Consider the following 22,786-nt stretch of genomic DNA (forward strand, 5'->3'; position numbering starts at 1 on the left):
CCGAGTCGCCGGAGGAATCCGATCCGGGTGGGGGCGGAGCCGGTCCGGGTAGGGGAACCCGATCCGGGTGGGGGAAGCCGGTCCAGGCGGCGGAATCCCATCCGGGTCGGGGCCGGGCGCGCGGAACCACGCGCCCGGCCCCGACCCGCGTCGCCCCTGACGCACCCCCACCCGGCCCACCGCCTCCTCGCCGACCCGCAGCAGCTCCCCGTGGCTGATCCCGAAGTCCCCGGTGCGCAGGGGCCACCGAGGCGGCGGCCCACGACCGCGTCCGGCAGACAGCCCGGAGCCCGGCAGGGCGTGCCGATCCCCGGGTCAGAGGTGTCCCGCTCCGGGCAGGGACACCCCGGTGCCGCCCGCCCCGCAGTAGCCCGCCGGGTCCCGGTGCAGGTACTGCTGGTGCAGCGCGCTCGCCGGAAAGAACGGGTGCTCCTCAGCAGACACGATCGACGTCGTGATCGCCCCGTACCCGGCGGCTGCCAGCGCCGCCTGGTACCGCGTGCGGGTCCGCTCGGCGGCGGTGCGCTGCTCCGGGGAGTGCGTGAAGACGACCGAGCGGACATGGGTACCGACGTCGTTGCCCTGGCGGAAGCCCTGCGTCGGGTCGTGCCCCTCCCAGAACACCCGCAACAGCCGCTCGTACGACACCTCGGCCGGGTCGAACACCACGCGGACCGTCTCCGCGTGCCCGGTGAGCCCGGTCCGCACCTCGTCGTCGACCGGGTTCGGCGTGAAGCCGCCCTGGAACCCGACGAGCGTGGTGCGCACACCGGCCGGCAGCTGCCAGAACCGCCGCTCCGCGCCCCAGAAGCAGCCCATCGCGAAGGACGCGACCTCCGTCCCCTCGGGATACGGCCCCAGCAGGGGCGTCCCCAGCACGGCGTGCCTCTCGGGCACCTCGTACGCGAGCGCCGCCCGCCCCGGCGGCGCCTCCTCGGCCGTGGGCATCCGCGGCTCCCGGCCCCGTCCGAACAGCATGGGCACACCCCCTCGTCCGTAGCGTCCGATCGCCATTCTCCCCGCGTCCGCGGACACCGGCGGGGTTTCAGGCGAACGGCGACGACGCCCGACCCGCGAGGAGCGGCCTCCGCGGCGCTCGCCGGGGCTCGCGCCTTCCCCTCAGTTCTTCTTCACGGAAGGGAGCTCGATCGACGCGCAGAAGGCCTTGCCCTGGGCGTCCACGTACGCGTCACACGTCGGATCGATCTCCCTGTTCCCCTCCTCGTCGGCGACGACGGTGAGCCGCGTGGCGTCGCCCCGCTCCCACACCACTTCCAGATCCTGCTGGACGTTGCCCTCGTCATCGGGCCGCAGTACCGCCTGGTAGACGGGCAGCCTGCTCAGGGGAGAGCCGTCCTTCCCGAAGATCTGGGCGGTCACCACCACCCGGTTCCTGCCGGCCACGCCGCTCGCGCGGACGGTCAGCCGCACCTTCACCGGAGAGCCCGGGGTGGCGGAGAAGACGGTGACGGTGGGTCGCCCGTTGCCCGAGGCGTACCCCGAGACGGCGGACACGAGGACCGCGAGCGCCGACAGGAAGGCGAGCGTGGCCCCGCAGAGCAGCACCACCTGTACGGCGTTCCCTCCCCGGCTGGCGGGGGTCAGGATCGACCCGATGGCCAAACCGATCGACAACCCGGTCAGGACCACCGCGACGATGGCGAACGTCCTGTTGTTGCCGATGACGGCGAGCACCCGCTCCTCGGTGATGCCGACGGCTGTTCCCACGGTGGCGGCCGCGGTGAACACGACGCCCAGCGTCTGAGCGGCCGTCGCCAGCCTTCTGTCCACTTCCACGTGTCTGGGCAGGCTGCCTGTCCGAGGGGGCGGGGGATGCGGCCATGTCCTCGGCAGACGTCTGCCGTCCGGGCCTGTCCAGGCAGGGCACCCCGAAGACGTGACGCCCGGCCCGGCGGCGCCGGGCACCTCCGTGCCTCCCCGTCCCTCCCCGCGCCGCGGGGCGTCGTCGCCGCGCGCCCTGTGGTCGGCAACACCGCCCTACTCAGGCTGAGTTGAGTAGGCGCGCTCATGGTCGGCGGGCCGCTGCGCGGCGAGTATCGGGGATGTGGCGCAACCGAGAAGCGCCGACCTGATCCCACTCGGATTCCTGAGGAGTCTCCTGTGTCCCGACGTACTGTCCTGCTGTCCGTGGCCGCCGGTGTCGTCGCCCTTGGGGGCGCCGGTGCCCTCACTCTCGCGTACGCCGGGAACCAGCCGTTGGAGCTGGCGCACAGCACCGCCCGCTACACCGCTCCCGCGGGCGACCGCGACGGCTCGCTCACCTTCGACACCGACGTCACCGGCTCCTCCGGCGTCAAGAGCGTGAAGGTGCTGGCGTGGCCGCAGCACTCGTCCTTCGCCGAGGACGAGCTGACCGCCAAGGACATGGCCTATGCGGAGCCGGCCGTCTGCGAGCCCGCCGGAAAGGACGCCACGCACTGCACCTACAGCGTCAAGGTCACCCGTTCCGAGGCGGAGTCCTCCCCGCGCGGCGCCTGGTACGTCGCCGTCCTGGCCACCGCCCAGGACGGCACCACGACCCTCGACAGGAAGGCGTCCGGCTTCACGGTCGAGTGACCCCGGCCGGGCACGTACCCGCGGGCGGACGGGTGAAGACTAGGCGGGCGGACGAGTGAACGGGCGGGCGCGGGCGGCGCCCTGCGCCCGCCCGCGCCTCCCCTGCGGAGGGAGAGGGGTCTCCTTCACCTCCGCACGGCTGGGATCACTGGCCCGTCGGCTCCGACGCGGGCGTCAGGCCGATGGGGCAGGACACCCCGGTGCCGCCGATGCCGCAGTAGCCCGCCGGGTTCTTGTCGAGATACTGCTGGTGTCAGTGCTCGATCGCCAAGGAGGTCGTTGTGGCGTACGTGAGTAGGTTCGCGAAGCGCAGCCACGGGAGCAGGTACATGTTCAGGGGTGAGTAACCGGGCCGGGTGAGGCCGCGGATGCTGTGGACGGTGTCGGTCAGTTCCGCTGCGGCCGGGCGGTCGAGGCGGCCGAGGGTCTTGAGGTAGGACGAGGCGCAGTCATCGAGCCGGGCGTGCAGGTGGCTGAGTCGGCGTACGTCGATGTCGGGGGAGAGCGTCTCGTCGGGGTACGGGGCGCGCTGGAACGCCGAGTGCCGATTCGCCACGGCGGCGATCAACCCCAGCCGGGACGGGGGCGTCGAACTCGGCCAGCGCGGACCGTGCAGAGTGGCCGTGTCGGACGCTCGTGGGGTTCGGCGGCCGGCCGCCTTCTCCACCCTGCGGCGGGCGGCGAAGACGGCCATCTCGGCGAGGTGCGCGGCTCGGCTCTCCTCCAGCGTGCCCAGCGCGCGCGACAACGCCGCGGCATCCCTGCGCAGATCGGGGGCGGGGCACGCCGTCGCGCTCAGATACGCCCAGGTCGCGTTGAAGCCGAGCGGGCCGTAGTCACCGACGGCACACCTCAGCGCCCTGTGCCGTCGGACGAGCGGCAACCGCTCGTCACGCACTCTGCGGGCGTACGTTCCGAAGGCCACCCGTGACCTCAGCCTTCGGCCTTGGCGACGCCGATCGGGCAGGACACCCCGGTCCCGCCCACCCCGCAGTAGCCGTTCGGGTTTTTGCTGCTTGAAAGGTACTGCTGGTGGTAGCCCTCGGCGGGGTAGAACGTGCGGCCCTCCGCCGGGAGGATCTCCGTGGTGATCGTGCCGTAGCCGGAGCCGGTGAGGACCTTCTGGTACGCCTCGCGGGACGCGGCCGCGGCCTCCTCCTGGGCCGGGGTGTGGGTGTAGACGGCCGAGCGGTACTGGGTGCCGACGTCGTTGCCCTGGCGGAAGCCCTGGGTCGGGTCGTGGGACTCCCAGAAGACCTGCAGGAGCCGCTCGTACGAGATGAGGGACGGGTCGTACACGACGCGGACGACCTCGGTGTGGCCGGTGAGACCGGAGCACACCTCCTCGTAGGTGGGGTTCTCGGTGAAGCCGCCCTGATAGCCGACGAGCGTGGTCCACACGCCCGTGGGGAGCTGCCAGAACTTGCGCTCCGCGCCCCAGAAACAGCCGAGGCCGAAGTCGGCGATCTCCAGGTGCTCCGGGTAGGGGCCGAGGAGCGGGGTGCCGAGCACGGTGTGCCGGTCGGGCACGGTGAACGGCAGCTCGGCGCGGCCCCGCAGAGCCTGCTCGGGGGTGGGCAGCTGGGGCGTGCGGCCGAAGAGCATCGTGACTCCTTGAACGTGCGGGAAAGAGCGGGCGGTACCTGAAGAACGTTCCGGGTACCGCCCGAATTCCGCCCGGCCCGGTGTGGTCGGCGGCCCGGCCCGGTGTGGTCGGCCCGGCGGGGTCGACCCGGTCCGGTCAGGGCCGTGGAACGGGCGTGACGGAGCGGGTCGGTGGGGTGTGGCGGAGCAGGCCGTGGAACGGGCGGGGCGGAGCGGGCCGGTGGGGCCGGGCGGAGCGTCGCGGAGCAGGCCGGGGACCGGGTTGGAGCGGCGGGCCGGTGGGGCCGGGCGGCGTGCGCGGTCCGGCCCCGGTCGTCAGTGCGGCAGCGTCGCCGGGCTGCCGCCGTTCGCCTCGTAGCCCGCGACCGCCAGGGCCCGGTATATCGCGTAGTCCGAGGCGGGGTCGGAGGCGAGCGTCCACGGCAGGGCGCCCACATGGCCGTCGACGTGCACGAGCTGGTTCATGGCCTCGGCCCAGCGCTCGGCGCGGACCAGGAAGAAGATCAGCAGGTGGCGCACATGGGCCAGCATCGGGTCGTCGGGCCGGGCCGAGTGCACCGCGTACAGCGCGCCGTGCATCGCCTTGGTGACGACCTCGCTCTCGTAGAAGCCCTGCACCACGATCACCTCGGGCAGGTGCTCGAACACGGCGAACAGGGGCATCGCCGCCAGCAGCGACCCCTGCGGCGCGCGTGCCGCGGCCGCCTCGGCGAACGCGTACGCCTGCTCGCGCGAGCCGTGCCACTTCTCGCACCAGTAGTGCAGGGCCGCCAGATGCGCGCCCATGTGCGCCGGCGCGCGGTCCAGGATCCTCAGCCAGAGCTGCTCGAACTCCTCGCGCGGGTAACCGAGTCCACGCGCGACCGACAGCTCGATGATGTACGGGATCGGGTCGCCCGGGGCGAGCAGCGCCGCGTCGCCGCACGCCGACCTCGCCTCTTCCATGATGATCCGGAAGTCGTCCGTGCCCGGCGTCGCCGTCCGCCACGCCTGCTGCACCAGGAACTCCGCGTGCACCGCGGCGCCGCCCGCGTCCTTGGGGGCCTCCGTCCGCCACACCCGCAGCCACTGCCCGCCCGGCGCGTCGCCCACCCCGCCCGGCCGTTGCGCCAGCTCCAGCGAGGCCGCGCCCGCGAACGCCTGCACCCGCTGCCAGCGCACCTCGCCGTCCGCCTCGGTCCCGGCCAGCAGCTGCTGCGCCGCCCGGTAGTCCTGGGTGCGCTGCACCACGTCGAGCACGTCCAGCAGATCCTGGTCGGGGCCGGGCATCCGGATGTCCAGCAGTTCCTGCCGGACGAACCCGTAGTTCGCCGGATCGGCCGCGTCCGGGTGCCCCGCGTGCACCTGCTGAATACCGGCCCGCCGGCGCGCCACGATCGGCCACACCACCATGCCGATCATGAGCAGCGCCATCAGCCCCCAGAGAATCTCCATGGGCCAAGGGTTCCAGACGCCACCGACAAATGGCGAACGAGGCCGGGGCCGGGCCGGAGGACCCGCGCGGGCCGCGCGGACCCGGCCGGGGAGCCACGGCGCGCCCCTCGCCCGCCGGACGGCATACCCTCGGGGGCATGAGCGACAGCTACACGCACTTCGAGACCCTCGCGATCCACGCCGGCAACACCGCGGATCCCCTCACCGGCGCGGTCGTCCCGCCGATCTACCAGGTCTCGACCTACAAGCAGGACGGCGTAGGCGGCCTGCGCGGCGGCTACGAGTACAGCCGCAGCGCCAACCCCACCCGCACCGCGCTGGAGGAGAACCTCGCCGCCCTGGAGGGCGGCAGCCGCGGCCTCGCCTTCGCGTCCGGTCTGGCCGCCGAGGACTGCCTGCTGCGTACGCTCCTCAGCCCCGGCGACCACGTGGTCATCCCGAACGACGCGTACGGCGGCACGTTCCGCCTCTTCGCGAAGGTCGTCTCCCGGTGGGGCGTCGACTGGTCGGTGGCCGACACCAGCGACCCCGCCGCCGTGCGGGCCGCCATCACCCCGAAGACCAAGGTGGTCTGGGTGGAGACCCCCTCCAACCCGCTGCTCGGCATCACCGACATCCCGGCCGTCGCGCAGATCGCCCGCGAGGCCGGCGCGAAGCTCGTCGTCGACAACACCTTCGCGACCCCCTACCTCCAGCAGCCGCTGGCGCTCGGCGCGGACGTCGTCGTGCACTCGCTAACCAAGTACATGGGCGGTCACTCCGACGTCGTCGGCGGCGCCCTGATCGTGGGCGACCAGGGCCTCGGCGAGGAGCTGGCGTACCACCAGAACGCGATGGGCGCGGTCGCCGGACCGTTCGACTCCTGGCTCGTGCTGCGCGGCACCAAGACGCTCGCCGTGCGCATGGACCGCCACAGCGAGAACGCCACGAGGATCGCCGACATGCTCACCCGGCACCCGCGCGTGTCCCGCGTCCTCTACCCGGGCCTCCCGGAGCACCCGGGCCACGAGGTCGCCGCCAAGCAGATGAAGGCGTTCGGCGGCATGGTGTCCTTCCAGGTCGAGGGCGGCGAGGAGGCCGCCGTCGCGGTCTGCGACCGCGCCAGGGTGTTCACCCTCGGCGAGTCCCTCGGCGGCGTCGAGTCCCTGATCGAGCACCCCGGCCGCATGACGCACGCCTCGGCCGCGGGCTCGGCCCTGGAGGTGCCCGCCGACCTCGTCCGCCTCTCCGTGGGCATCGAGAACGTCGACGACCTCCTCGAAGACCTCCAGCAGGCGCTCGGCAAGTAGCCGCCGGCCGCGCTCACCAGCCGGTCACGGGTGGGGTCGTCGTGGACGGCGGCTCCACCCAGGGGTGGGTCGTCGACGCCCACACGGCGAACGCGACCACGGCGGCCAGCAGCACCAGCCACATCACGTGCCGGGCCGCCGCCCTGCGCCGCAGCATGCGACCGCCCCGCCGCACCGCGTCCGCGCACAGCTCGGGCGGCACGACCGGCGGCCGCCGGTCCAGGATCCGCCGTACGGCGGCCTCCCTCTCCCGCAGGTTCATGACGGAGCCACCTCCACCACCGGGGGGACGGATTTCTCGCGCCGCGGATGCAGGACCGTGGCCATCGCCCGCAGGCAGATCGCCCGCACCCGTTCGGCGGGCATCCCGAGCAGCGCCGCCGTCTGCTCCTCGGCGACCCCCTCGTAGAGCCGGAGGACGAGGACCAGCCGCTCCTGCGGACCGAGCGCCCTCAGCACACCACCGGGCGGGGGACGGTAGAACCCGTGGTGGTGCCAGACCCCGCGCTCGAAGCGGAGAGCCAGCTCGCGGCGGGTCCGGTCGTAGGGGTCCTCGCCGCGCAGACCGTCCCAGACGGCGTACGTGTGGGCGAGGGCGTGCGTGAGCAGCCGCCGCGCGCGGGGGTTGTCGTCCGGCGGTTCCGCCGTGAGCAGGGTGGCGGTCTGCAGCAGCCGCCCCGCCGCACCCGCGACGAACGCCTCGAACTCCCTGTCCCTGCGGGAGGCTTGGGCCACGTTCCGTTCTCGCACCGTGCCTCCCCCTGAGGCCGACCCTGAGCAGGTAGGCCCGGCCGCGCACGACGGGGCCCGATCTCATATGAGGGCAGGAGCGGGCGCCCGGTCAAGACTCGGGCAGCACACAGTCGGACGGCACACGGCCGTACCGCACACGGCCGGACGGCACACCGGTCGGACGCACGGCCACGCGCGCGTACCCGCGAACCGGTAGCCGCGGGGCTCAGGACGGCGCCGGTGCCTCGGGGGCGGCGGCCATGCGGGCCGAGAGCGCGGTGTTGAACCGGGTGAGCAGGGAGCAGAACGTCTCGCGCTCCTCGGGCGCCCAGTCCTGGGTCAGTTCGGCCATCAACTGACGCCGGGAGGAACGCACCTCCTCCAGCCGGGAGAGTCCGCGCGGGGAGAGCTGGAGGACCACCGCGCGGCCGTCCTCCGGGTGCGAGGTGCGCTTGACGAGACCGGTGTCCACGAGCGGCGCCACCTGCCGCGTGACCGTCGACGAGTCGATCCCCATGCTCGCCGCGAGCGCCTTGACGCCCATCGGCCCCTCCTTGTCGAGGCGGTTGAGCAGCAGGTACGCGGCGCGGTCCATGGAGTTGCGCACCTGCCCGACACCGCCGAGCCGGGTCTGTTCGGCACGGCGCGCGAAGACCGCGACCTCGTGCTGCAACGTGTCGAGAAGACCGGTGTCACCGACGGTCGTCATGTCCATCGACATTTCAGGTGTTGTGGGCATGGCCAAAGGCTCAATTCATGCGTGGGGCGCTGGTGGTGGGGGACAGAGTACGCGGACCGGGCGCGGGGTGTACCGGCGCCGCTGAAACCCGTCCCGCGCCTTGGTCACACCCTCGTCGCGCCCCTGTGAACTGCGAGACTGGAGTCATGAGCTACAGCACGGCTGACTCCTTGCCGGGGGTGACGCTCGACGACGTGCGAGGCGCCCAGAAGATGCTGACGGGCATTTCACGTGTCACCGCGATGGAGGGCAGCAGGCACCTTTCGCAGCTCGTCGGCGCTCCGGTGCACTTCAAGTGCGAGAACCTCCAGCGGACGGGTTCGTTCAAGCTGCGCGGCGCGTACGTGCGCATCGCGGGGCTGCTGCCGGAGCAGCGCGCCGCCGGAGTGGTCGCCGCGAGCGCGGGCAACCACGCCCAGGGCGTCGCCCTCGCCTCCTCCCTGCTCGGTGTGCGCTCCACGGTCTTCATGCCGAAGGGCGCCCCCCTGCCGAAGATCAGCGCGACCGAGGAGTACGGCGCCGAGGTGCGCCTGCACGGCACGGTGGTCGACGAGACACTGGCCGCCGCCCAGGAGTACGCGGCGGCGACGGGCGCGGTGTTCATCCACCCCTTCGACCACGCCGACATCATCGCGGGCCAGGGCACGGTCGGCCTGGAGATCCTGGACCAGTGCCCCGAGGTGCGCACGATCGTCGTCGGCATCGGCGGCGGCGGACTCGCCGCGGGCATCGCCGTCGCGGTGAAGTCGGTACGGCCCGACGTGCGGATCATCGGGGTGCAGGCGGAGGGCGCCGCGGCCTACCCGCCCTCGCTCGCGGCCGGCAGGCCCGTGGCCGTCACGAACCCGGCGACGATGGCCGACGGCATCAAGGTCGGCCGGCCCGGCGACGTGCCGTTCGGGATCATCGCCGACCTGGTCGACGAGGTCCGCACCGTCTCGGAGTACAACCTGTCCAGCGCCCTGCTGCTCTGCCTGGAGCGGGCCAAGCTGGTCGTGGAACCGGCCGGCGCCAGTCCCGTCGCGGCCCTGCTGCGTGAACCGGGGTCCTTCGAGGGGCCGGTCGTCGCGGTGCTCTCCGGCGGGAACGTCGACCCGCTGCTGATGCAGCGCATCCTGCGCCACGGCATGGCCGCCGGCGGCCGCTATCTCCAGGTCCGCCTCCGGCTGACCGACCGCCCCGGCGCCCTCGCCACCCTCCTCGGGGTGCTGTCGGCGGCGGACGCCAACGTCCTCGACGTCAGCCACGTCCGGACCGACCCCCGGCTCGGCCTCACCGAGGTGGAGGTCGAGCTGCACCTGGAGACGAGGGGGCCCGCCCACTGCGCCGAGGTCGGCAACGCCCTGCGCGAGGCGGGCTACACGGTCATCGACTGACGCCCCACTCGGCGGAACCCCAGGTCGCGAGCGCTCGTGTCACCCGTTCGGGGAAATCCATCGAGAGACGCGATACATCGCGTTATGGTGTGTGTTGCGCCGCTGATGCGGCGCCGTCGTGTCCGTTCCGCAGCGGAACGAAACGTACAAACCTAGGCTTTGCTCAGGAACCCCGACGACGTGGAGAAAACACATGCCAGCCGCCATTAAGGCCGAGGGTCTGGTCAAGACCTTCGGTGACGTCAAGGCTCTGGACGGTGTCGACCTCGATGTACCCGAGGGCACCGTCCTGGGCCTGCTCGGGCCGAACGGCGCGGGCAAGACCACCGCCGTCCGCTGCCTCACCACCCTGCTCCGCCCCGACCGGGGCACCGCGACGGTCGCGGGCATCGACGTCCTCAAGCACCCCGACGCCGTCCGCCGCTCCGTCGGCCTCTCCGGCCAGTTCGCCGCGGTCGACGAGTACCTGACGGGCCGTGAGAACCTGCAGATGGTCGGTCAGCTCTACCAGATGCGGGCCAAGGCGGCGAAGGCCCGTGCGGGGGAACTGCTGGAGCAGTTCCACCTCGCCGACGCCGCCGACCGCCCCGCCAGGACCTACTCCGGCGGCATGCGCCGCCGCCTCGACCTGGCGGCCGCGCTCGTCGTCTCACCGCCGGTGATGTTCATGGACGAGCCGACCACCGGACTCGACCCCCGCAACCGGCAGCAGCTGTGGGACGTGATCAAGCAGTTGGTCTCCGGCGGCACGACCCTGCTCCTCACCACCCAGTACCTGGAGGAGGCCGACCACCTCGCGCACGACATCGCCGTCGTCGACCACGGCCGCGTCATCGCCCGCGGCACCTCCGACGAGCTGAAGGCCCGTACCGGCGGCGAACGCGTCGAGGTCGTGGTCCACGAGCGCGAGCACATCACGACCGCGGTGGACGTGCTGAACGGCTTCGGCAAGGGTGAGACGGCGGTCGAGCAGCACACCCGCCGGCTCACCGTGCCCGTCACCGGCGGGGCCAAGCTCCTCGCCGAGGTCATCCGCGAGCTGGACACCCGCGGCATCGAGATCGACGACATCGGACTGCGCCGCCCCACCCTCGACGACGTCTTCCTCTCCCTGACGGGTCACACCGCCGAGACGAAGGACGAGGCCGGGACCGACGGCGAGACGGCCGACGCCAAGGGGCGCGGGCGCAGAAAGGAGGGCGCGAAGTGAGCGCCATGAACGACTCCCTGGTCATCGCCCGCAGGAATCTGATCCGCATGAGCCGGATTCCGGAGATGGTGATCTTCGGGCTGATCCAGCCGATCATGTTCGTGGTCCTCTTCACGTACGTCTTCGGCGGCTCGATGAGCATCGGCGGCTCGACGGACCCGGACGTCTACAAGAACTTCCTGATGGCCGGCATCTTCGCGCAGACCGTCACCTTCGCCACCGCCGGTGCCGGCGCGGGCATCGCCGACGACATGCACAAGGGCCTGATCGACCGCTTCCGCTCCCTGCCCATGGCGCGCGGCGCGGTCCTCACCGGCCGCACCATGGCCGACCTCGTGCAGACCGCCCTCACCCTGCTCGTCCTGGCGGTCGTCGCGCTCCTGGTCGGCTGGCGCCCCGGCTACGCGGAGCCCACCAACTTCGGCAAGGTCATGGCCGGCTTCGGCCTGCTGCTGCTCCTCGGGTACGCCTTCACCTGGATCGGTGCCCTGATCGGCCTGAGCGTCCGCACCCCCGAAGCGGCCACCTCGGGGGGCCTGATCTGGCTCTTCCCGGTGACCTTCATCTCCAACGCGTTCGTCGACTCCTCCCAGATGGTGTCCTGGCTGCAGCCGATCGCCGAGTGGAACCCGTTCAGCGCGACCGTCCAGGCCTGCCGCACGCTCTTCGGCGACCCGGGCGTCTCCCCGTCCGACGCCTGGCCGATGGCGCACCCCATCTGGGCCTCGATCATCTACTCGATCGTGATCATCGCCATCTTCCGCACCCTCGCGGTCCGCAAGTACCGCCAGGCCGCCGGCTGATCACGGGCCGCCCCGACTCCGTCGACGGCCCCCAGGGAAGAGAGAGGACGGCTAGTGCCGCGACGGGCGACGTCTGCCCCGTCGCTACGCCCGGCACGCACTCTCGCCGCACCGGGCACAAGCCCGAGTACATCCCGTACGGGGACGTGCGCCCGGCACGCCGAGAGCACGCACCAAACGCCGCTCTTCGACGGGCAAACGTTGCCTGCCGCGGGACTAGTTGATGATCTCGGCGCGTTCGTCCGCGCGGATCGCGGCGAGCCGGTCGCGCCACATCTGGAGGGCTTCGGGGGTCAGCCGCGTCCAGTCGGTGACCTCGCCGACGATCCTGAGGGGGTCCCTGCTGCGGTAGGAGCGGGTGGGGTTGCCGGGGAACTTCTTGTCGGTGACGTTCGGGTCGTTCTCGAACTCCCCGGTGGGTTCGACGAGGTACACCCGCGGGGCCCCGCCGCCGGCCGCGAGTTCCGCGGCGAGCCCGGCACCGTCGCGCACCGCCGTGAAGTAGATGTGGTTCATCACGATCTCGGGCCGGTAGTTGGAGCGGAAGCCGGCTGTGAGGTGATCGCCGACGCTCAGCTCGGCCTTCGTACCGTGGTAGAACGGCCCCTCGTCCAACGCCTCATCCATCGGGCCAGGTTAGCAACCGGGGGAGCCGCACCGGGGGCCCGCGGCGCGCCCCCGGCGGGCATGACGAGGCCCCCGGCGCCGAGGGTGCCGGGGGGCGCGTGGGCAGGCCGGGGCCGGAGGCGCGGAGGCGGCGACGCGGTCGCGCGGGCCGGCTCCGCTGCCGCTCAGCTCTGGTACGGCACGGCCTTCAGGATCCGCACGGAAGCGAGCTTGCCGTTCGGCAGCTCGTACTGGGCGTCCTCGCCGACCTTCTTGCCGATCACGCCCGAGCCGAGCGGGGACTGCGGCGAATAGGTCTCGATGTCCGAACTGGCGTACTCGCGGGAGGCGAGCAGGAACGCCAGGGTGTCGTCCTCGTCGCCGTCGAAGGCGATGGTCACGACCATGCCGGGCGCCACCGCGCCGTCCGCCGACGCGGGTGCCTCGCCGACCTTGGCGTTCTCCAGGAGCTGGGTCAGCTGGCGCACACGGAGCTCCTGCTTGCCCTGCTCTTCCTTGGCCGCGTGGTACCCGCCGTTCTCGCGCAGGTCGCCCTCCTCGCGCGCGGCCGCGATCTTGGCGGCGATCTCCGTGCGCGCAGGACCAGACAGGTACTCCAGCTCGGCCTTGAGCTGGTTGTACGCCTCCTGGGTCAGCCAGGTGACGTTCTCGCTGGTCTGGGTCACAGGTGCTCCTCGTAGGTACTGGGAATACAAAGCATCGCCCTACCCAGAAGAATGTTCCCTCATGAGTGGGCGAAACCACGAGCCTAACAATTCAGTGGCCCAAGGGGGAGGACATAAACCACAAGCATTGCGTCACCGCAGTTCAGCGCGGTGCTCCGGGCGTCACACGCCGAGGGCGCGGACCGGATCAGCCGACGTGGCAGCCGACCAGCTCCGCCGTGGTTCCGCGGGAGGTGGTCTGGAGCGTGACGACCTCGTCGATGTCGGTGGTGGCGGCGTCGAACCGGAAGTCGGCGCGGCCGACCTCGGCACCGTTCTCCGCCTGGGAGCGAACCGTGCAGTACCCCTCGACACCGGCGTCCTTGTCGCCCGTCAGGCGCACCTTCACCGACTTCGCGGACGTCTCGAAGGTGTAGATCTCGACACTGATCCTGTTCCCGGCGACGTAGTGGTACGCGAACCAGCCGATGAGCACGAGCAGGGCGGCGCCCAGGACGGCGCCGATGACCTTGAGTCTGCGGTCGGCGCGCTCGTCCGCGGAGCGGCCGTAGCGGCCCTCGGGCAGCTGGGTGCTCGCCGTACTCATGATCGTCCTCTCGGAGTGGGCCGGAACGCGGTCCCCCACGGGGGTCCAAGGTCTGGACCGGGAATATCCCGCCCCCCGATTCGGTCACTATAGAAGCCTCCCGCCCAGCGCCTGACGGCCGCCCCGACGGGGGTGTCCGCGCGGGACGGCAGTATTGGCTCACCGGATCGCGCCGGGCCGAGTCACCGAAGTACAGGCCGGGCGCCGACTGACGAGGGAATGAGTCTTGACTGACCAGCTGCGACTGATGGCCGTGCACGCACACCCCGACGACGAGTCGAGCAAGGGGGCGGCCACCATGGCGAAGTACGTGTCCGAGGGGGTGGACGTGCTGGTCGTGACCTGCACGGGTGGGGAGCGCGGCTCCGTCCTCAATCCGAAGCTCCAGGGCGACAAGTACATCGAGGAACACATTCACGAGGTACGCAAGAAGGAGATGGACGAGGCCCGCGAGATCCTCGGCGTCGAGCAGGAGTGGCTCGGCTTCGTCGACTCCGGTCTCCCCGAGGGCGACCCCCTGCCTCCCCTCCCCGAGGGCTGCTTCGCCCTGGAGGACGTCGACAAGGCGGCCGGTGAGCTGGTCCGGAAGATCCGGGCGTTCCGTCCCCAGGTGATCACCACCTACGACGAGAACGGCGGCTACCCGCACCCGGACCACATCATGACCCACAAGATCTCGATGGTGGCGTTCGAGGGCGCGGCGGACACCGAGAAGTACCCGGAGGACGCGTACGGCCCGGCGTTCCAGCCGCAGAAGCTGTACTACAACCAGGGCTTCAACCGTCCCCGCACCGAGGCCCTGCACAACGCCCTGATCGCCCGCGGCCTGGAGTCCCCGTACGCGGACTGGCTCAAGCGGTGGGACGAGTCCGGCCACAAGGACCGCACCCTGACCACGCACGTCCCGTGCGCCGAGTTCTTCGAGATCCGCGACAAGGCCCTCATCGCCCACGCCACGCAGATCGACCCCGAGGGCGGCTGGTTCCGCATCCCGATGGAGATCCAGAAGGAGGTCTGGCCCACCGAGGAGTACGAGCTCGCGAAGTCACTCGTGGACACCTCGCTCCCGGAGGACGACCTCTTTGCGGGCATCCGCTAGCCCTGGGGGACAATGCCAGACATGAGCTTCAGCCTGGCAGTCACCACGCACGTCCTCCCCCTCGCCAAGGAGCTGGACAAGGACAAGGTCACCCCCGGCGTCCTCGGCTTCATCGTCTTCGCGGTGATGGCCCTGGCCGTCTGGGGCCTGATGAAGTCCATGAACAAGCACATGGGCAAGGTCGACTTCGAGGAGACGCCGGACCCGGTCGCCTCCGGCAAGGGGTCCGGCACGTCCCCGGCGTCCGGGAAGACGTCCCCGGCGAAGGGCTGACACCCCCGCGCCGCTCCGACGGCATGATTCCGTGACACCGCGCGGCCCGGCACCGGCTCCGACACCGGCACCGGGCATCGGGGCGGCGGCACCGACATCCGCACCGGGTCATGGAGTCGTGCCGTGCTGCCGTCACCGCCCGCCGTCACCGGGGGCCCGTCGTCACCGCCACCCCCATCACCTCGCGGGCGTGCCGGTTCGGCACCATGCCGAGGGTCCACGCGCGCCAGCCGGCCTCCAGGTTCACCCCGCGTTCGAGGAGCAGCCCGTACGCCTCGACGTACTCGGTGAGCTTCTCGTCCCGCAGCGGGTGGGGCGTGCGGGACAGCTGGGCGAGTTCCTCCTGGGCCACGGCCGTGCCGATCTCGACGCCGCCCGGGGCGCCGTACGGCAGCATCGTGCAGCGCAGGAAGCGCGCCCAGTCCTCGCCCCGGCGGTCGCCGTAGGAGGCGAACAGGCGCGTGGCCTCGTCGCACAGGGCGAGCGCCTGCGGGATGCGGGCGTTTCCCGCGTCCACGACCGCCAGCTCCAGACAGGTCCACGCCTCGCCGTGGGCGACGCCGATGCGCTGGAAGTCGGCGCGGGCGTCGACCAGCAGCTGGCGGGCGAAGCCCGAGTTGCGCAGCGACCCCGTCTGCACGGCCCGCTGGTCCCGGGTGACCCGCGCCGAATGATGCCGGGCGCAGGCCAGGCCGTACACGTCACGCATCCGCGAGAACATCGTCCGTGACCGCTCCAGCTCCCTGACCGCCTGGTCGAGGTTGCCCGTCTCCTCCAAGGACTGGCCCAGGTAGTAGCCGGTCCACGCCTCGCCGCGGGCGTCCTCGTTGTCGCGGTGGTGGCCGAGCGCCTGACGGAGACCGTCGACCGCGGCGGACGGGTCACCGGCGACGAGACGGGCCCGCGCGAGCTGCGTCATGCTCCATGCCTGGCCACGCGCGTCACGGGTACGGCCGAACAGGTCCAGCGCGGTGCGCAGCTCGCTCTCCGCGCGCGGCACGTCGGCCATGCGCAGCAGCAGCTGGCCGAGCTGGAAGTGCGCCCAGCCCTCACCGTGCAGGGACTCCTGCTCGCGGTGGACGACGAGGGCGCGGTTCAGCAGGTCCAGCGCGTCCGCGAGCCGGGAGCGGTCCCGTTCCACCGCTGCCAGCGCGTGCATCGTCCAGGCGCGGTCGGCCGCCAGCTGGGGCACCGCCTGCATGTCCAGGGCCTCGTGGAGCTTGGCCGCCGCCTCGGTCAGATTGCCCTGGTGGTGCAGGGTGATGCCGAGCGAGCACAGGGCCCGGGCGGCACCCGCGTCGTGGTTGGTCTCCATGTACAGGTCGACCACCGACGCCAGCGTCGTACGGGCCTTGTCCAGCTCGCCCAGCTGACGGGCCGCGATCCCCGTACGCCACTGCACCGAGCGGGTCAGCAGCCCCTGGTCCACCGACTGGGCCAGCTCGCTCAGCTCGCCGAGCCGGTAGAGGTCGCCGCGCAGCAGGCAGTAGTCGCACAGCGCGCCCAGCAGACTCAGGACGGCCGCCTGGTTCACGCCCTCGGCGTGCCGCAGCGTGGACGTGATGAAGCTCGTCTCGTCGTCCAGCCAGCGCAGCGCCTCGTCCAGCGACACGAAGCCGTGCGAGCCGAAGCGGTCCGAGCGGGTCGACATGTTGCCGTCGACCAGGCGCAGCACCGAGTCGGCGAGGTCCGCGTAGGTGACGATCAGGCGCTCCTGCGCGGCCGTGCGCTCGCTCGGCTCCTCCTCGTCCACCAGCCGGGCCTGCGCGAACGCGCGCACCAGGTCGTGCAGCCGGTACCGGTTGCCGTGCACATGGTCGACCAGCCCGGCGCGGGCCAGCGCGGTGAGATGGCGGGTCGCCTCCGTCTCGTCCGTGGCGAGCAGCGACGCGGCCGCCGCCGCGCCCAGTGAGGCCCGGCCCGCCAGCGCGAGCCTCCGCAGCAGCCGGCGCGACGGCTCCGACTGGTCGGTGTACCGCAGCCACAGCGCGCGCTCGACCGGGTCGACCGGGCCGTACGCGCCGAGGTCCGCGGCGAGCTGACGGGGCGTACGCGGGCCGAGGGACGAACCGGCGACGCGCAGCGCGAGCGGCAGACCGCCGCACAACTGCCGGATGCGGGAGAGGGATTCGACGTCGTACGCGGGCGCGGAGCCCGTCGGGGGCGCGCCCGCGTGCGCCCCGGCCGACAGGACGGAGGCGTCCTGGGCCGCCGTGCCCAGCAGTTCCCGCGTGCCGTCGCCGTCCAGCGCCTCGACGGGCAGCTGGTGCACCCAGGCGCGAAGGTCGGCGGGCAGGGCCAGCGGGGCGCGGGCGGTGACGAGGACCAGGCTGTCGGAGCGTTCCGGTATGAGCGTGCGGACCTGCTCGGGGTCGGAGGCGTCGTCCAGGACGATCGTGACCGGCAGCGCCGTCAGATGCTGGTGGTACAGCTCGCTCAGCCGCTTGACCTGCTGGTCCTGCGAGGTGCGCTCTCGGAACAGCAACTGCTCGCGGGGCGCGCCGAGCCGGTTCAGCAGGTGCATCAGCGCGTCCCGCGTCGACAGCGGGGTCTCCCCGGGGCTGTCGGCGCGCAGATCGACGACGCAGGCGCCGCGGAAGTGGTCCCGCAGGTCGTGGGAGGCGTGGACGGCGAGCGTGGTGCGGCCGGAGCCGGGCACGCCGTGCAGGACGACCACCGTCGGGCGGGTCTCGGTCTCGGCGCGGGCCGCCTGCACCCACTGGCGGATCCTCGCCATCTCCGTCCGCCGGCCGGCGAACCGATGGTCCGTCTCCGGGAGTTGGGCGAAGGACTGCTCCAGCACGTTGCGCCGGCGGGCCGCCGCGCTCTTGTCGGCGCCCCGCAGCCGCGGCGCCTTCTTCTTCGGGGTGGCTGCGGCCAGGAGGCGCTGCTGGTCGAGGAACGGGCGTATCCCGCGCACCTCCAGTGCCGTCAGCCACTGCAACCGCAGCTGCTCCGGTCCGCCGGGCTGGCCCAGGGCGCCCGCGTGGTGGTGGGCGGCCGGAAGGTGCGAGGCGGTCACCTTCAGCACCGTCGCGACGGCGCTCGCGACGCCGACGATCAGTCCGGTGCTCACGGCGGTGCCCGCGTCGACGCCGAACGCCAGGTCGGTCACCACGGCGGTTCCGGCGGCGACGGCCGCCACCAGCAAGGGAGTTCCGGAGCCCTCCCGCGCGTAGCGCTGGCCGAAGGTCAGCCTGCCCGACTCCGACTCGTCCAGCGCGCGGGTGTACGCCTCGTACTCCTCCGCCGCGTTCTGCGCCATCGTGTCCAGGGCGGCCCGTGCGCGCCCCAGCAGGACGACGCCGTCGGTACGGCCACCGGACCTGCGGACCTCCTCCTCGACCGCCCGGACCAGCAGCCGTTCGGCCTCCCCCCGGTGGCTGTCCCGCATCACACGTCCCCCTTCGCCGAAACGGCTTTCCCAGGCCAGTGTGGAGCGGATGGGGCGCACTGGCGAGAGGGCGTGGATCAGCCCGGGGTCGCATGCGCGGGCGCACGGGCGGTCGTGCGGACGTGTGAACCACGGTGCCACGACGCCGTGTTCGGGGTGCGTCGCGTTCCGGGCGCATCGGCCGTGGCTGCAGTCGGCCGGACTGCCGTGAGCCGTGGCCAGGCCGCCGTCAGTCGTCAGCCGGTCGGCCGGAACGGGTCCGTACGAGGGCCGTGGGCGCCGGCCCGCAGCAGGGCGGCGCCCGCGGGGGCCAGGGTGTGCAGGACGGACTGGCCCCGGCGGTGGCTGAGGATGAGGCCGGCGTCGCGCAGGACGGTGGTGTGGCGGGTGGCCGCGGCGGCCGAGACCCCCGCGGCACGGGCGAGTTCACCGGTTGTGGCGCCGGTCGCGGCCGCCTGGAGGATGACCGCGCGGGTCGCGCCGAGAAGCGCCGACAGCGGGGCCCGTGCCTGCCGGGCGTCGGCGTCGGCGGCGCGGGGAGCCCGGTGGCGCAGCGGATAGGCGAGGACGGGCGGAAGAGCCGAGTCGGCCAGCGACACCGGGGCACCCCAGCAGAAGTACGACGGCACGAGGGTGAGGCCGCGCCCCCGCAGGTACAGATCGCGGTCCTCGGCGGCGTACTCCACCGACAGCGTGGGGGGTTGCCAGCGCATGGACGGTCCCAGCCCGGCCAGGAGTCCGTGGACGCCGCCCTCCAGCAGGGCGCGGGCGCGGACGGAGCGGTCGGCGTCGACGTGCGCCTGGATGTGCTCGCCGTGGGGGCGGAGGGCGACGTCGTAGTAGGTCCGGACCGTCCGGACGAACTCCTCGCGCTCCCGGCTGTCGGCCAGTCCCCGCGACCACGCGGGCGCACCGCTCACCCGGTCCAGAAGGGCGATTTCTCGCAGCACCCGTCGGCGCGGAATGCCGAGGATCGCGTCCAGGCCCGCCTCCAGGCCCTCGGAGGATTCACCTGGTGTCAGGAAATCCGGAAAATAGGCGCCCCGTGGATAAAGAGGCAGTAAGACATTGCGGACGGTGGGAGCGAGCCCCTTGTCGTGAAGATCCGCGCGTGCGGTTCGATGCCAGTCCGCGTACGACCACAGCCCGCGACGGCTTTGGAAACGGCGGAGGCTGAAATAGATCTCCCAGAGCGGATCGGGCCGTCCCATGACCTTGACGCGGGCGAGATCGGCGTCCGTGAAGTGTATGCGGAGCATGCGATTCCCGTCGTGGAACTGGGCTTTTTCACGTGGACGCAAAAGTATTTCGATGTGGCGGGGAGGGTGACAAGGTGCGCACAGAAACCGCATCACGGATCGACCGAAAACCAGTCCGGAGGGACGGTGGCGGCCCGGATCATCATCGTTTCGGGTGCTGCCCCACGACCCCAAGGGGGAATGCATGCGACCGAATGTCATGGCACGGACGTTCGTCGGCCTCACCGCCGTCGTCGGAATCGCCGCAGGGACGCTGGCCGGTGCGAGCACCGGTTTCGCGGCCTCCGAGTCGGCTCCCGGGCAGGCGGTGACCGCCGACGCCGGAGTACTCGCCGTGGTCAACCTCGGCCTGAGCACCAACCAGGCCAAGGGCGTCCAGCGCTGGCTGCGGGCCGAGTGGGGTTACACCGACTCGATCGACGGCGAGTTGGGCACCAACAGCTGGAAGGCGTTCCAGCGCCACCTCAAGGCGTACCACGGCTACGGCGGTGCCATCGACGGCGTCGTCGGCAGCGGCACGGTGAGCGCGCTGCAGCGCTTCCTGAAGAACAACGGCTGGGGCTACACCGGCGCCATCGACGGCCAGGCCGGACCCCAGACCCAGGCGGCGTTCAAGACGTTCGCCAACTGGTGCGTCAGCAACTACTAGGCCCTGCCACGAGCCGAGCGGCGCCGCCCCCGACCCCGTCGGGCCGCGCGCCGCCCGGTGGGCCGGCGCCCCAGCCGACGGCGGCCACCTGCTCCCAGGGGGGAACGTCCGCGCCGGGGAGCCCGGCCCGGGGGAGAAGCCGTGCGCGGACGCGCCCACCGCCCGGAGCCGCACGCCGTCGCCGCCACCCCCGTGAGCGCGCCGGGGCGCCGCAAGGTGATCACGGTCGAGCCCGCCACGCGGCCCGGGGACCACACCCCGATCCTGGAGCGGCACGAGTTCGACCGGCTGTCGCGGAAGGACACGGCCGTCCCGCGCGGGCACTGAGCCGGTGCCCTGCCGCCCCGTTCGTGCGCTGCCCTGTGGCGCACGGGTGAGGCGGAGGTGGTGTGCGCGAGGATGGGGGTATGCCGAACCGACTTGCGCAGGCCACGTCCCCGTATCTCCTCCAGCACGCAGACAACCCCGTTGACTGGTGGCCGTGGGAGGCCGGCGCGTTCGAGGAAGCCCGCCGGCGCAACGTCCCCGTGTTCCTGAGCGTCGGCTACAGCGCGTGCCACTGGTGCCATGTCATGGCGCACGAGTCGTTCGAGGACGACGTCGCCGCGGCGTACATGAACGAGCATTTCGTGTCCGTCAAGGTGGACCGTGAAGAGCGGCCCGACGTGGACGCCGTCTACATGGAGGCCGTGCAGGCCGCCACGGGACAGGGCGGCTGGCCCATGTCCGTGTTCATGACGCCGGACGGGGAGCCGTTCTACTTCGGCACGTACTTCCCGCCGGAACCCCGCCACGGGATGCCGTCCTTCCGGCAGGTGCTGGAGGGGGTGCGGGCTGCCTGGGCGGAGCGGCGGGACGAGGTCGCCGAGGTCGCCGGGAAGATCGTCCGGGACCTGGCCGGCCGGGAGTTGAGGTTCGCCGCCGTGGAGGTGCCCGGCGAGCAGGACCTCGCCCAGGCGCTGCTCGGCCTCACCCGCGAGTACGACGCCTCCCACGGCGGCTTCGGCGGGGCGCCGAAGTTCCCGCCGTCCATGGTGATCGAGTTCCTGCTGCGGCACGCCGCCCGCACCGGCTCCGAGGGCGCCCTGGAAATGGCGCAGGACACCTGTGAACGGATGGCTCGCGGTGGCATCTACGACCAGCTCGGCGGGGGTTTCGCCCGCTACTCCGTGGACCGCGAGTGGGTCGTACCCCACTTCGAGAAGATGCTGTACGACAACGCCCTGCTCTGCCGGGTCTACGCCCATCTGTGGCGGGCCACCGGCTCGGAGCTCGCCCGGCGGGTGGCGCTGGAGACCGCCGACTTCATGGTGCGGGAACTGCGCACCCCCGAGGGAGGGTTCGCCTCCGCGCTCGACGCCGACAGCGACGACGGGACCGGCCGGCACGTCGAGGGCGCCTTCTACGTGTGGACTCCGGAGCAGCTGGCCGAGGCGCTGGGGGAGGAGGACGGGCTGCTCGCCGCCCAGTACTTCGGTGTCACCGAGGAGGGCACCTTCGAGCACGGCACCTCCGTCCTGCAACTCCCCCAGCAGGAAGGCGTGTTCGACGCCGAGCGGATCGCGTCGGTGAAGGAGCGGCTGCTGCGTGCCCGTGCGGAGCGCCCCGCCCCCGGCCGGGACGACAAGGTCGTCGCCGCCTGGAACGGGCTCGCCGTCGCCGCGCTGGCCGAGACCGGCGCCTACTTCGACCGGCCCGACCTCGTGGACGCCGCCCTCACCGCCGCCGACCTCCTCGTACGGCTGCACCTGGACGACAAGGCGCGGCTCGCCCGGACCAGCAGGGACGGGCGGACCGGGGCCCACGCGGGGGTGCTGGAGGACTACGCCGACGTCGCCGAGGGGTTCCTGGCGCTCGCCTCCGTGACCGGTGAGGGGGTGTGGCTGGAGTTCGCGGGGTTCCTGCTCGACCATGTGCTCGTCCGGTTCGTCGACGAGGAGTCGGGCGCGCTGTACGACACGGCGGCCGACGCGGAGAAGCTCATCCGGCGGCCCCAGGACCCGACCGACAACGCCGTGCCGTCGGGGTGGAGCGCGGCGGCCGGGGCGTTGCTCGCGTATGCCGCGCACACCGGGTCCGAGCCTCATCGCACCGCTGCGGAGCGGGCGTTGGGCGTGGTGAAGGCGCTCGGCCCGCGGGCGCCGAGGTTCACCGGCTGGGGGCTCGCGATCGCGGAGGCCCTGCTCGACGGCCCCCGCGAGGTCGCGGTCGTCGGACCGGACGGTGATCCGCGGACGCGGCAGCTGCACCGGGCGGCGCTGCTCGGTACGGCGCCGGGCGCGGTCGTCGCCGTGGGCGCCGCGGGCAGTGAGGAGTTGCCGCTGCTCGTGGACCGTCCGCTCGTCGGCGGTGCGCCGACGGCGTACGTCTGCCGTGACTTCACCTGTGACGCGCCGACGACGGACACCGAGCGTCTTCGTACGGTCCTTCGAGCACGGTGAGCGGCTGAAAATCGCCCCTGATGTGCAG

23 protein-coding genes and 1 pseudogene are annotated in these 22,786 nt (G+C 72.2%); 10 read left to right on the top strand and 14 right to left on the bottom strand.

The features are described 5' to 3' along the window. Positions 1-315: 315 nt before the first annotated feature. Positions 316-978 (bottom strand): peptide-methionine (S)-S-oxide reductase MsrA, encoded by a 663-nt coding sequence (gene msrA / locus GSY65_RS23680; protein WP_159772189.1) that lies wholly within the window; start codon positions 976-978, stop codon positions 316-318. A 141-nt stretch (positions 979-1,119) separates the two neighbouring features. Then, on the bottom strand, positions 1,120-1,791 hold the full coding sequence (locus GSY65_RS23685; protein WP_159772192.1) for a hypothetical protein: 672 nt from the start codon (positions 1,789-1,791) through the stop codon (positions 1,120-1,122). Between the two features lie 330 nt (positions 1,792-2,121). Between GSY65_RS23685 and GSY65_RS23690 the strand changes: the two genes are divergently transcribed. Beyond that, entirely contained in the window at positions 2,122-2,577 is a 456-nt protein-coding gene (locus GSY65_RS23690; protein ID WP_159772195.1) for a DUF5707 domain-containing protein, read from the top strand. A gap of 145 nt (positions 2,578-2,722) precedes the next feature. Here the strand turns inward: GSY65_RS23690 and GSY65_RS23695 are convergent. From GSY65_RS23695 to GSY65_RS23710, 4 genes and pseudogenes are all read right to left on the bottom strand, one after another. Then, positions 2,723-2,830 (bottom strand): annotated as a pseudogene (locus GSY65_RS23695) (peptide-methionine (S)-S-oxide reductase MsrA); the annotation flags it as partial. After that, positions 2,831-3,475 (bottom strand): hypothetical protein, encoded by a 645-nt coding sequence (locus GSY65_RS23700; protein ID WP_159772198.1) that lies wholly within the window; start codon positions 3,473-3,475, stop codon positions 2,831-2,833. A gap of 35 nt (positions 3,476-3,510) precedes the next feature. Continuing rightward, the gene (gene msrA, locus GSY65_RS23705) at positions 3,511-4,182 is read right to left on the bottom strand and encodes a peptide-methionine (S)-S-oxide reductase MsrA (RefSeq protein ID WP_159772201.1); all 672 of its coding nucleotides are present in this window, start codon (positions 4,180-4,182) and stop codon (positions 3,511-3,513) included. Between the two features lie 315 nt (positions 4,183-4,497). Next, positions 4,498-5,616: a hypothetical protein gene (locus GSY65_RS23710; RefSeq protein WP_159772204.1), complete on the bottom strand. Its 1,119-nt coding sequence runs from the start codon at positions 5,614-5,616 to the stop codon at positions 4,498-4,500. 137 nt (positions 5,617-5,753) lie between these two features. On the opposite strand from GSY65_RS23710, the gene GSY65_RS23715 reads away from it, so the two are divergent. Next, positions 5,754-6,905 (top strand): cystathionine gamma-synthase, encoded by a 1,152-nt coding sequence (locus GSY65_RS23715; RefSeq protein WP_159772207.1) that lies wholly within the window; start codon positions 5,754-5,756, stop codon positions 6,903-6,905. Positions 6,906-6,918: 13 nt separating this feature from the next. On the opposite strand, the gene GSY65_RS23720 is transcribed toward GSY65_RS23715, so the two are convergent. The 3 genes from GSY65_RS23720 to GSY65_RS23730 all read right to left on the bottom strand — a co-directional run bounded on the left by GSY65_RS23720 (position 6,919) and on the right by GSY65_RS23730 (position 8,358). Beyond that, entirely contained in the window at positions 6,919-7,167 is a 249-nt protein-coding gene (locus tag GSY65_RS23720) for a hypothetical protein (RefSeq protein WP_159772210.1), read from the bottom strand. Further along, complete coding sequence (locus tag GSY65_RS23725; protein ID WP_201452640.1) at positions 7,164-7,655, bottom strand: sigma factor-like helix-turn-helix DNA-binding protein; 492 nt, start codon at positions 7,653-7,655, stop codon at positions 7,164-7,166. Before GSY65_RS23725 ends, GSY65_RS23720 begins: the two co-directional genes overlap by 4 nt. Before the next feature lie 208 nt (positions 7,656-7,863). After that, the gene (locus tag GSY65_RS23730) at positions 7,864-8,358 is read right to left on the bottom strand and encodes a MarR family winged helix-turn-helix transcriptional regulator (RefSeq protein WP_201452822.1); all 495 of its coding nucleotides are present in this window, start codon (positions 8,356-8,358) and stop codon (positions 7,864-7,866) included. A gap of 164 nt (positions 8,359-8,522) precedes the next feature. Between GSY65_RS23730 and ilvA the strand changes: the two genes are divergently transcribed. The 3 genes from ilvA (at position 8,523) to GSY65_RS23745 (ending at position 11,765) form a co-directional block, all read left to right on the top strand. Further along, positions 8,523-9,752, top strand: coding sequence for a threonine ammonia-lyase (gene ilvA / locus GSY65_RS23735; RefSeq protein ID WP_159772216.1), 1,230 nt, complete (start codon positions 8,523-8,525; stop codon positions 9,750-9,752). 193 nt (positions 9,753-9,945) lie between these two features. Beyond that, the gene (locus GSY65_RS23740) at positions 9,946-10,962 is read left to right on the top strand and encodes an ATP-binding cassette domain-containing protein (protein WP_159772219.1); all 1,017 of its coding nucleotides are present in this window, start codon (positions 9,946-9,948) and stop codon (positions 10,960-10,962) included. A gap of 5 nt (positions 10,963-10,967) precedes the next feature. Then, complete coding sequence (locus GSY65_RS23745; RefSeq protein WP_159776320.1) at positions 10,968-11,765, top strand: ABC transporter permease; 798 nt, start codon at positions 10,968-10,970, stop codon at positions 11,763-11,765. A gap of 216 nt (positions 11,766-11,981) precedes the next feature. On the opposite strand, the gene arr is transcribed toward GSY65_RS23745, so the two are convergent. The 3 genes from arr to GSY65_RS23760 form a co-directional block, all read right to left on the bottom strand. Further along, on the bottom strand, positions 11,982-12,392 hold the full coding sequence (arr, locus tag GSY65_RS23750) for an NAD(+)--rifampin ADP-ribosyltransferase (protein ID WP_159772222.1): 411 nt from the start codon (positions 12,390-12,392) through the stop codon (positions 11,982-11,984). A 164-nt stretch (positions 12,393-12,556) separates the two neighbouring features. After that, entirely contained in the window at positions 12,557-13,057 is a 501-nt protein-coding gene (gene greA / locus GSY65_RS23755; RefSeq protein ID WP_159772225.1) for a transcription elongation factor GreA, read from the bottom strand. A 187-nt stretch (positions 13,058-13,244) separates the two neighbouring features. Next, positions 13,245-13,643 carry a DUF4307 domain-containing protein gene (locus GSY65_RS23760; RefSeq protein WP_159772228.1) on the bottom strand — a complete coding sequence of 133 codons (399 nt, stop codon included), beginning with the start codon at positions 13,641-13,643 and terminating at the stop codon, positions 13,245-13,247. Between the two features lie 247 nt (positions 13,644-13,890). On the opposite strand from GSY65_RS23760, the gene mca reads away from it, so the two are divergent. Both mca and GSY65_RS23770 read left to right on the top strand, forming a co-directional pair. Next, positions 13,891-14,742, top strand: a complete 852-nt coding sequence (mca, locus tag GSY65_RS23765; protein ID WP_201452823.1) for a mycothiol conjugate amidase Mca — start codon at positions 13,891-13,893, stop codon at positions 14,740-14,742. Positions 14,743-14,763: 21 nt separating this feature from the next. Next, positions 14,764-15,015: a hypothetical protein gene (locus GSY65_RS23770; protein WP_159772234.1), complete on the top strand. Its 252-nt coding sequence runs from the start codon at positions 14,764-14,766 to the stop codon at positions 15,013-15,015. 145 nt (positions 15,016-15,160) lie between these two features. Here the strand turns inward: GSY65_RS23770 and GSY65_RS23775 are convergent, their stop codons facing one another. Together GSY65_RS23775 and GSY65_RS23780 are read right to left on the bottom strand one after the other, a co-directional pair. Continuing rightward, positions 15,161-18,409 (bottom strand): tetratricopeptide repeat protein, encoded by a 3,249-nt coding sequence (locus tag GSY65_RS23775; protein ID WP_159772237.1) that lies wholly within the window; start codon positions 18,407-18,409, stop codon positions 15,161-15,163. 236 nt (positions 18,410-18,645) lie between these two features. Then, positions 18,646-19,668 (bottom strand): ArsR/SmtB family transcription factor, encoded by a 1,023-nt coding sequence (locus GSY65_RS23780; protein ID WP_159772240.1) that lies wholly within the window; start codon positions 19,666-19,668, stop codon positions 18,646-18,648. A 184-nt stretch (positions 19,669-19,852) separates the two neighbouring features. On the opposite strand from GSY65_RS23780, the gene GSY65_RS23785 reads away from it, so the two are divergent. The 3 genes from GSY65_RS23785 (at position 19,853) to GSY65_RS23795 (ending at position 22,758) form a co-directional block, all read left to right on the top strand. Then, entirely contained in the window at positions 19,853-20,317 is a 465-nt protein-coding gene (locus tag GSY65_RS23785) for a peptidoglycan-binding domain-containing protein (protein WP_159772243.1), read from the top strand. A gap of 141 nt (positions 20,318-20,458) precedes the next feature. Continuing rightward, a complete protein-coding gene (locus tag GSY65_RS23790; RefSeq protein ID WP_159772246.1) occupies positions 20,459-20,644 on the top strand; it encodes a hypothetical protein in 186 nt (61 codons plus the stop codon). A gap of 80 nt (positions 20,645-20,724) precedes the next feature. Continuing rightward, positions 20,725-22,758 carry a thioredoxin domain-containing protein gene (locus GSY65_RS23795; RefSeq protein WP_201452641.1) on the top strand — a complete coding sequence of 678 codons (2,034 nt, stop codon included), beginning with the start codon at positions 20,725-20,727 and terminating at the stop codon, positions 22,756-22,758. Positions 22,759-22,786: the final 28 nt, after the last annotated feature.

Source organism: Streptomyces sp. HM190 (assembly GCF_009857135.1).
GTDB classification, from domain to species: domain Bacteria; phylum Actinomycetota; class Actinomycetes; order Streptomycetales; family Streptomycetaceae; genus Streptomyces; species Streptomyces heilongjiangensis.

What these genes read in the sequence shown, in the direction of transcription:
- GSY65_RS23780 (WP_159772240.1), bottom strand. Translation starts at nt 19,668, where the DNA reads ATGCTCCGCATACACTTCACGGACGCCGATCTCGCCCGCGTCAAGGTC.
- GSY65_RS23740 (WP_159772219.1), top strand. Translation starts at nt 9,946, where the DNA reads ATGCCAGCCGCCATTAAGGCCGAGGGTCTGGTCAAGACCTTCGGTGAC.
- GSY65_RS23730 (WP_201452822.1), bottom strand. Translation starts at nt 8,358, where the DNA reads ATGTCGATGGACATGACGACCGTCGGTGACACCGGTCTTCTCGACACG.
- GSY65_RS23745 (WP_159776320.1), top strand. Translation starts at nt 10,968, where the DNA reads ATGAACGACTCCCTGGTCATCGCCCGCAGGAATCTGATCCGCATGAGC.
- ilvA (WP_159772216.1), top strand. Translation starts at nt 8,523, where the DNA reads ATGAGCTACAGCACGGCTGACTCCTTGCCGGGGGTGACGCTCGACGAC.
- GSY65_RS23785 (WP_159772243.1), top strand. Translation starts at nt 19,853, where the DNA reads ATGCGACCGAATGTCATGGCACGGACGTTCGTCGGCCTCACCGCCGTC.
- arr (WP_159772222.1), bottom strand. Translation starts at nt 12,392, where the DNA reads ATGGATGAGGCGTTGGACGAGGGGCCGTTCTACCACGGTACGAAGGCC.
- GSY65_RS23795 (WP_201452641.1), top strand. Translation starts at nt 20,725, where the DNA reads ATGCCGAACCGACTTGCGCAGGCCACGTCCCCGTATCTCCTCCAGCAC.
- msrA (WP_159772201.1), bottom strand. Translation starts at nt 4,182, where the DNA reads ATGCTCTTCGGCCGCACGCCCCAGCTGCCCACCCCCGAGCAGGCTCTG.
- mca (WP_201452823.1), top strand. Translation starts at nt 13,891, where the DNA reads ATGGCCGTGCACGCACACCCCGACGACGAGTCGAGCAAGGGGGCGGCC.
- msrA (WP_159772189.1), bottom strand. Translation starts at nt 978, where the DNA reads ATGCTGTTCGGACGGGGCCGGGAGCCGCGGATGCCCACGGCCGAGGAG.
- GSY65_RS23775 (WP_159772237.1), bottom strand. Translation starts at nt 18,409, where the DNA reads ATGCGGGACAGCCACCGGGGGGAGGCCGAACGGCTGCTGGTCCGGGCG.
- GSY65_RS23770 (WP_159772234.1), top strand. Translation starts at nt 14,764, where the DNA reads ATGAGCTTCAGCCTGGCAGTCACCACGCACGTCCTCCCCCTCGCCAAG.
- GSY65_RS23710 (WP_159772204.1), bottom strand. Translation starts at nt 5,616, where the DNA reads ATGGAGATTCTCTGGGGGCTGATGGCGCTGCTCATGATCGGCATGGTG.
- GSY65_RS23720 (WP_159772210.1), bottom strand. Translation starts at nt 7,167, where the DNA reads ATGAACCTGCGGGAGAGGGAGGCCGCCGTACGGCGGATCCTGGACCGG.
- GSY65_RS23760 (WP_159772228.1), bottom strand. Translation starts at nt 13,643, where the DNA reads ATGAGTACGGCGAGCACCCAGCTGCCCGAGGGCCGCTACGGCCGCTCC.
- GSY65_RS23715 (WP_159772207.1), top strand. Translation starts at nt 5,754, where the DNA reads ATGAGCGACAGCTACACGCACTTCGAGACCCTCGCGATCCACGCCGGC.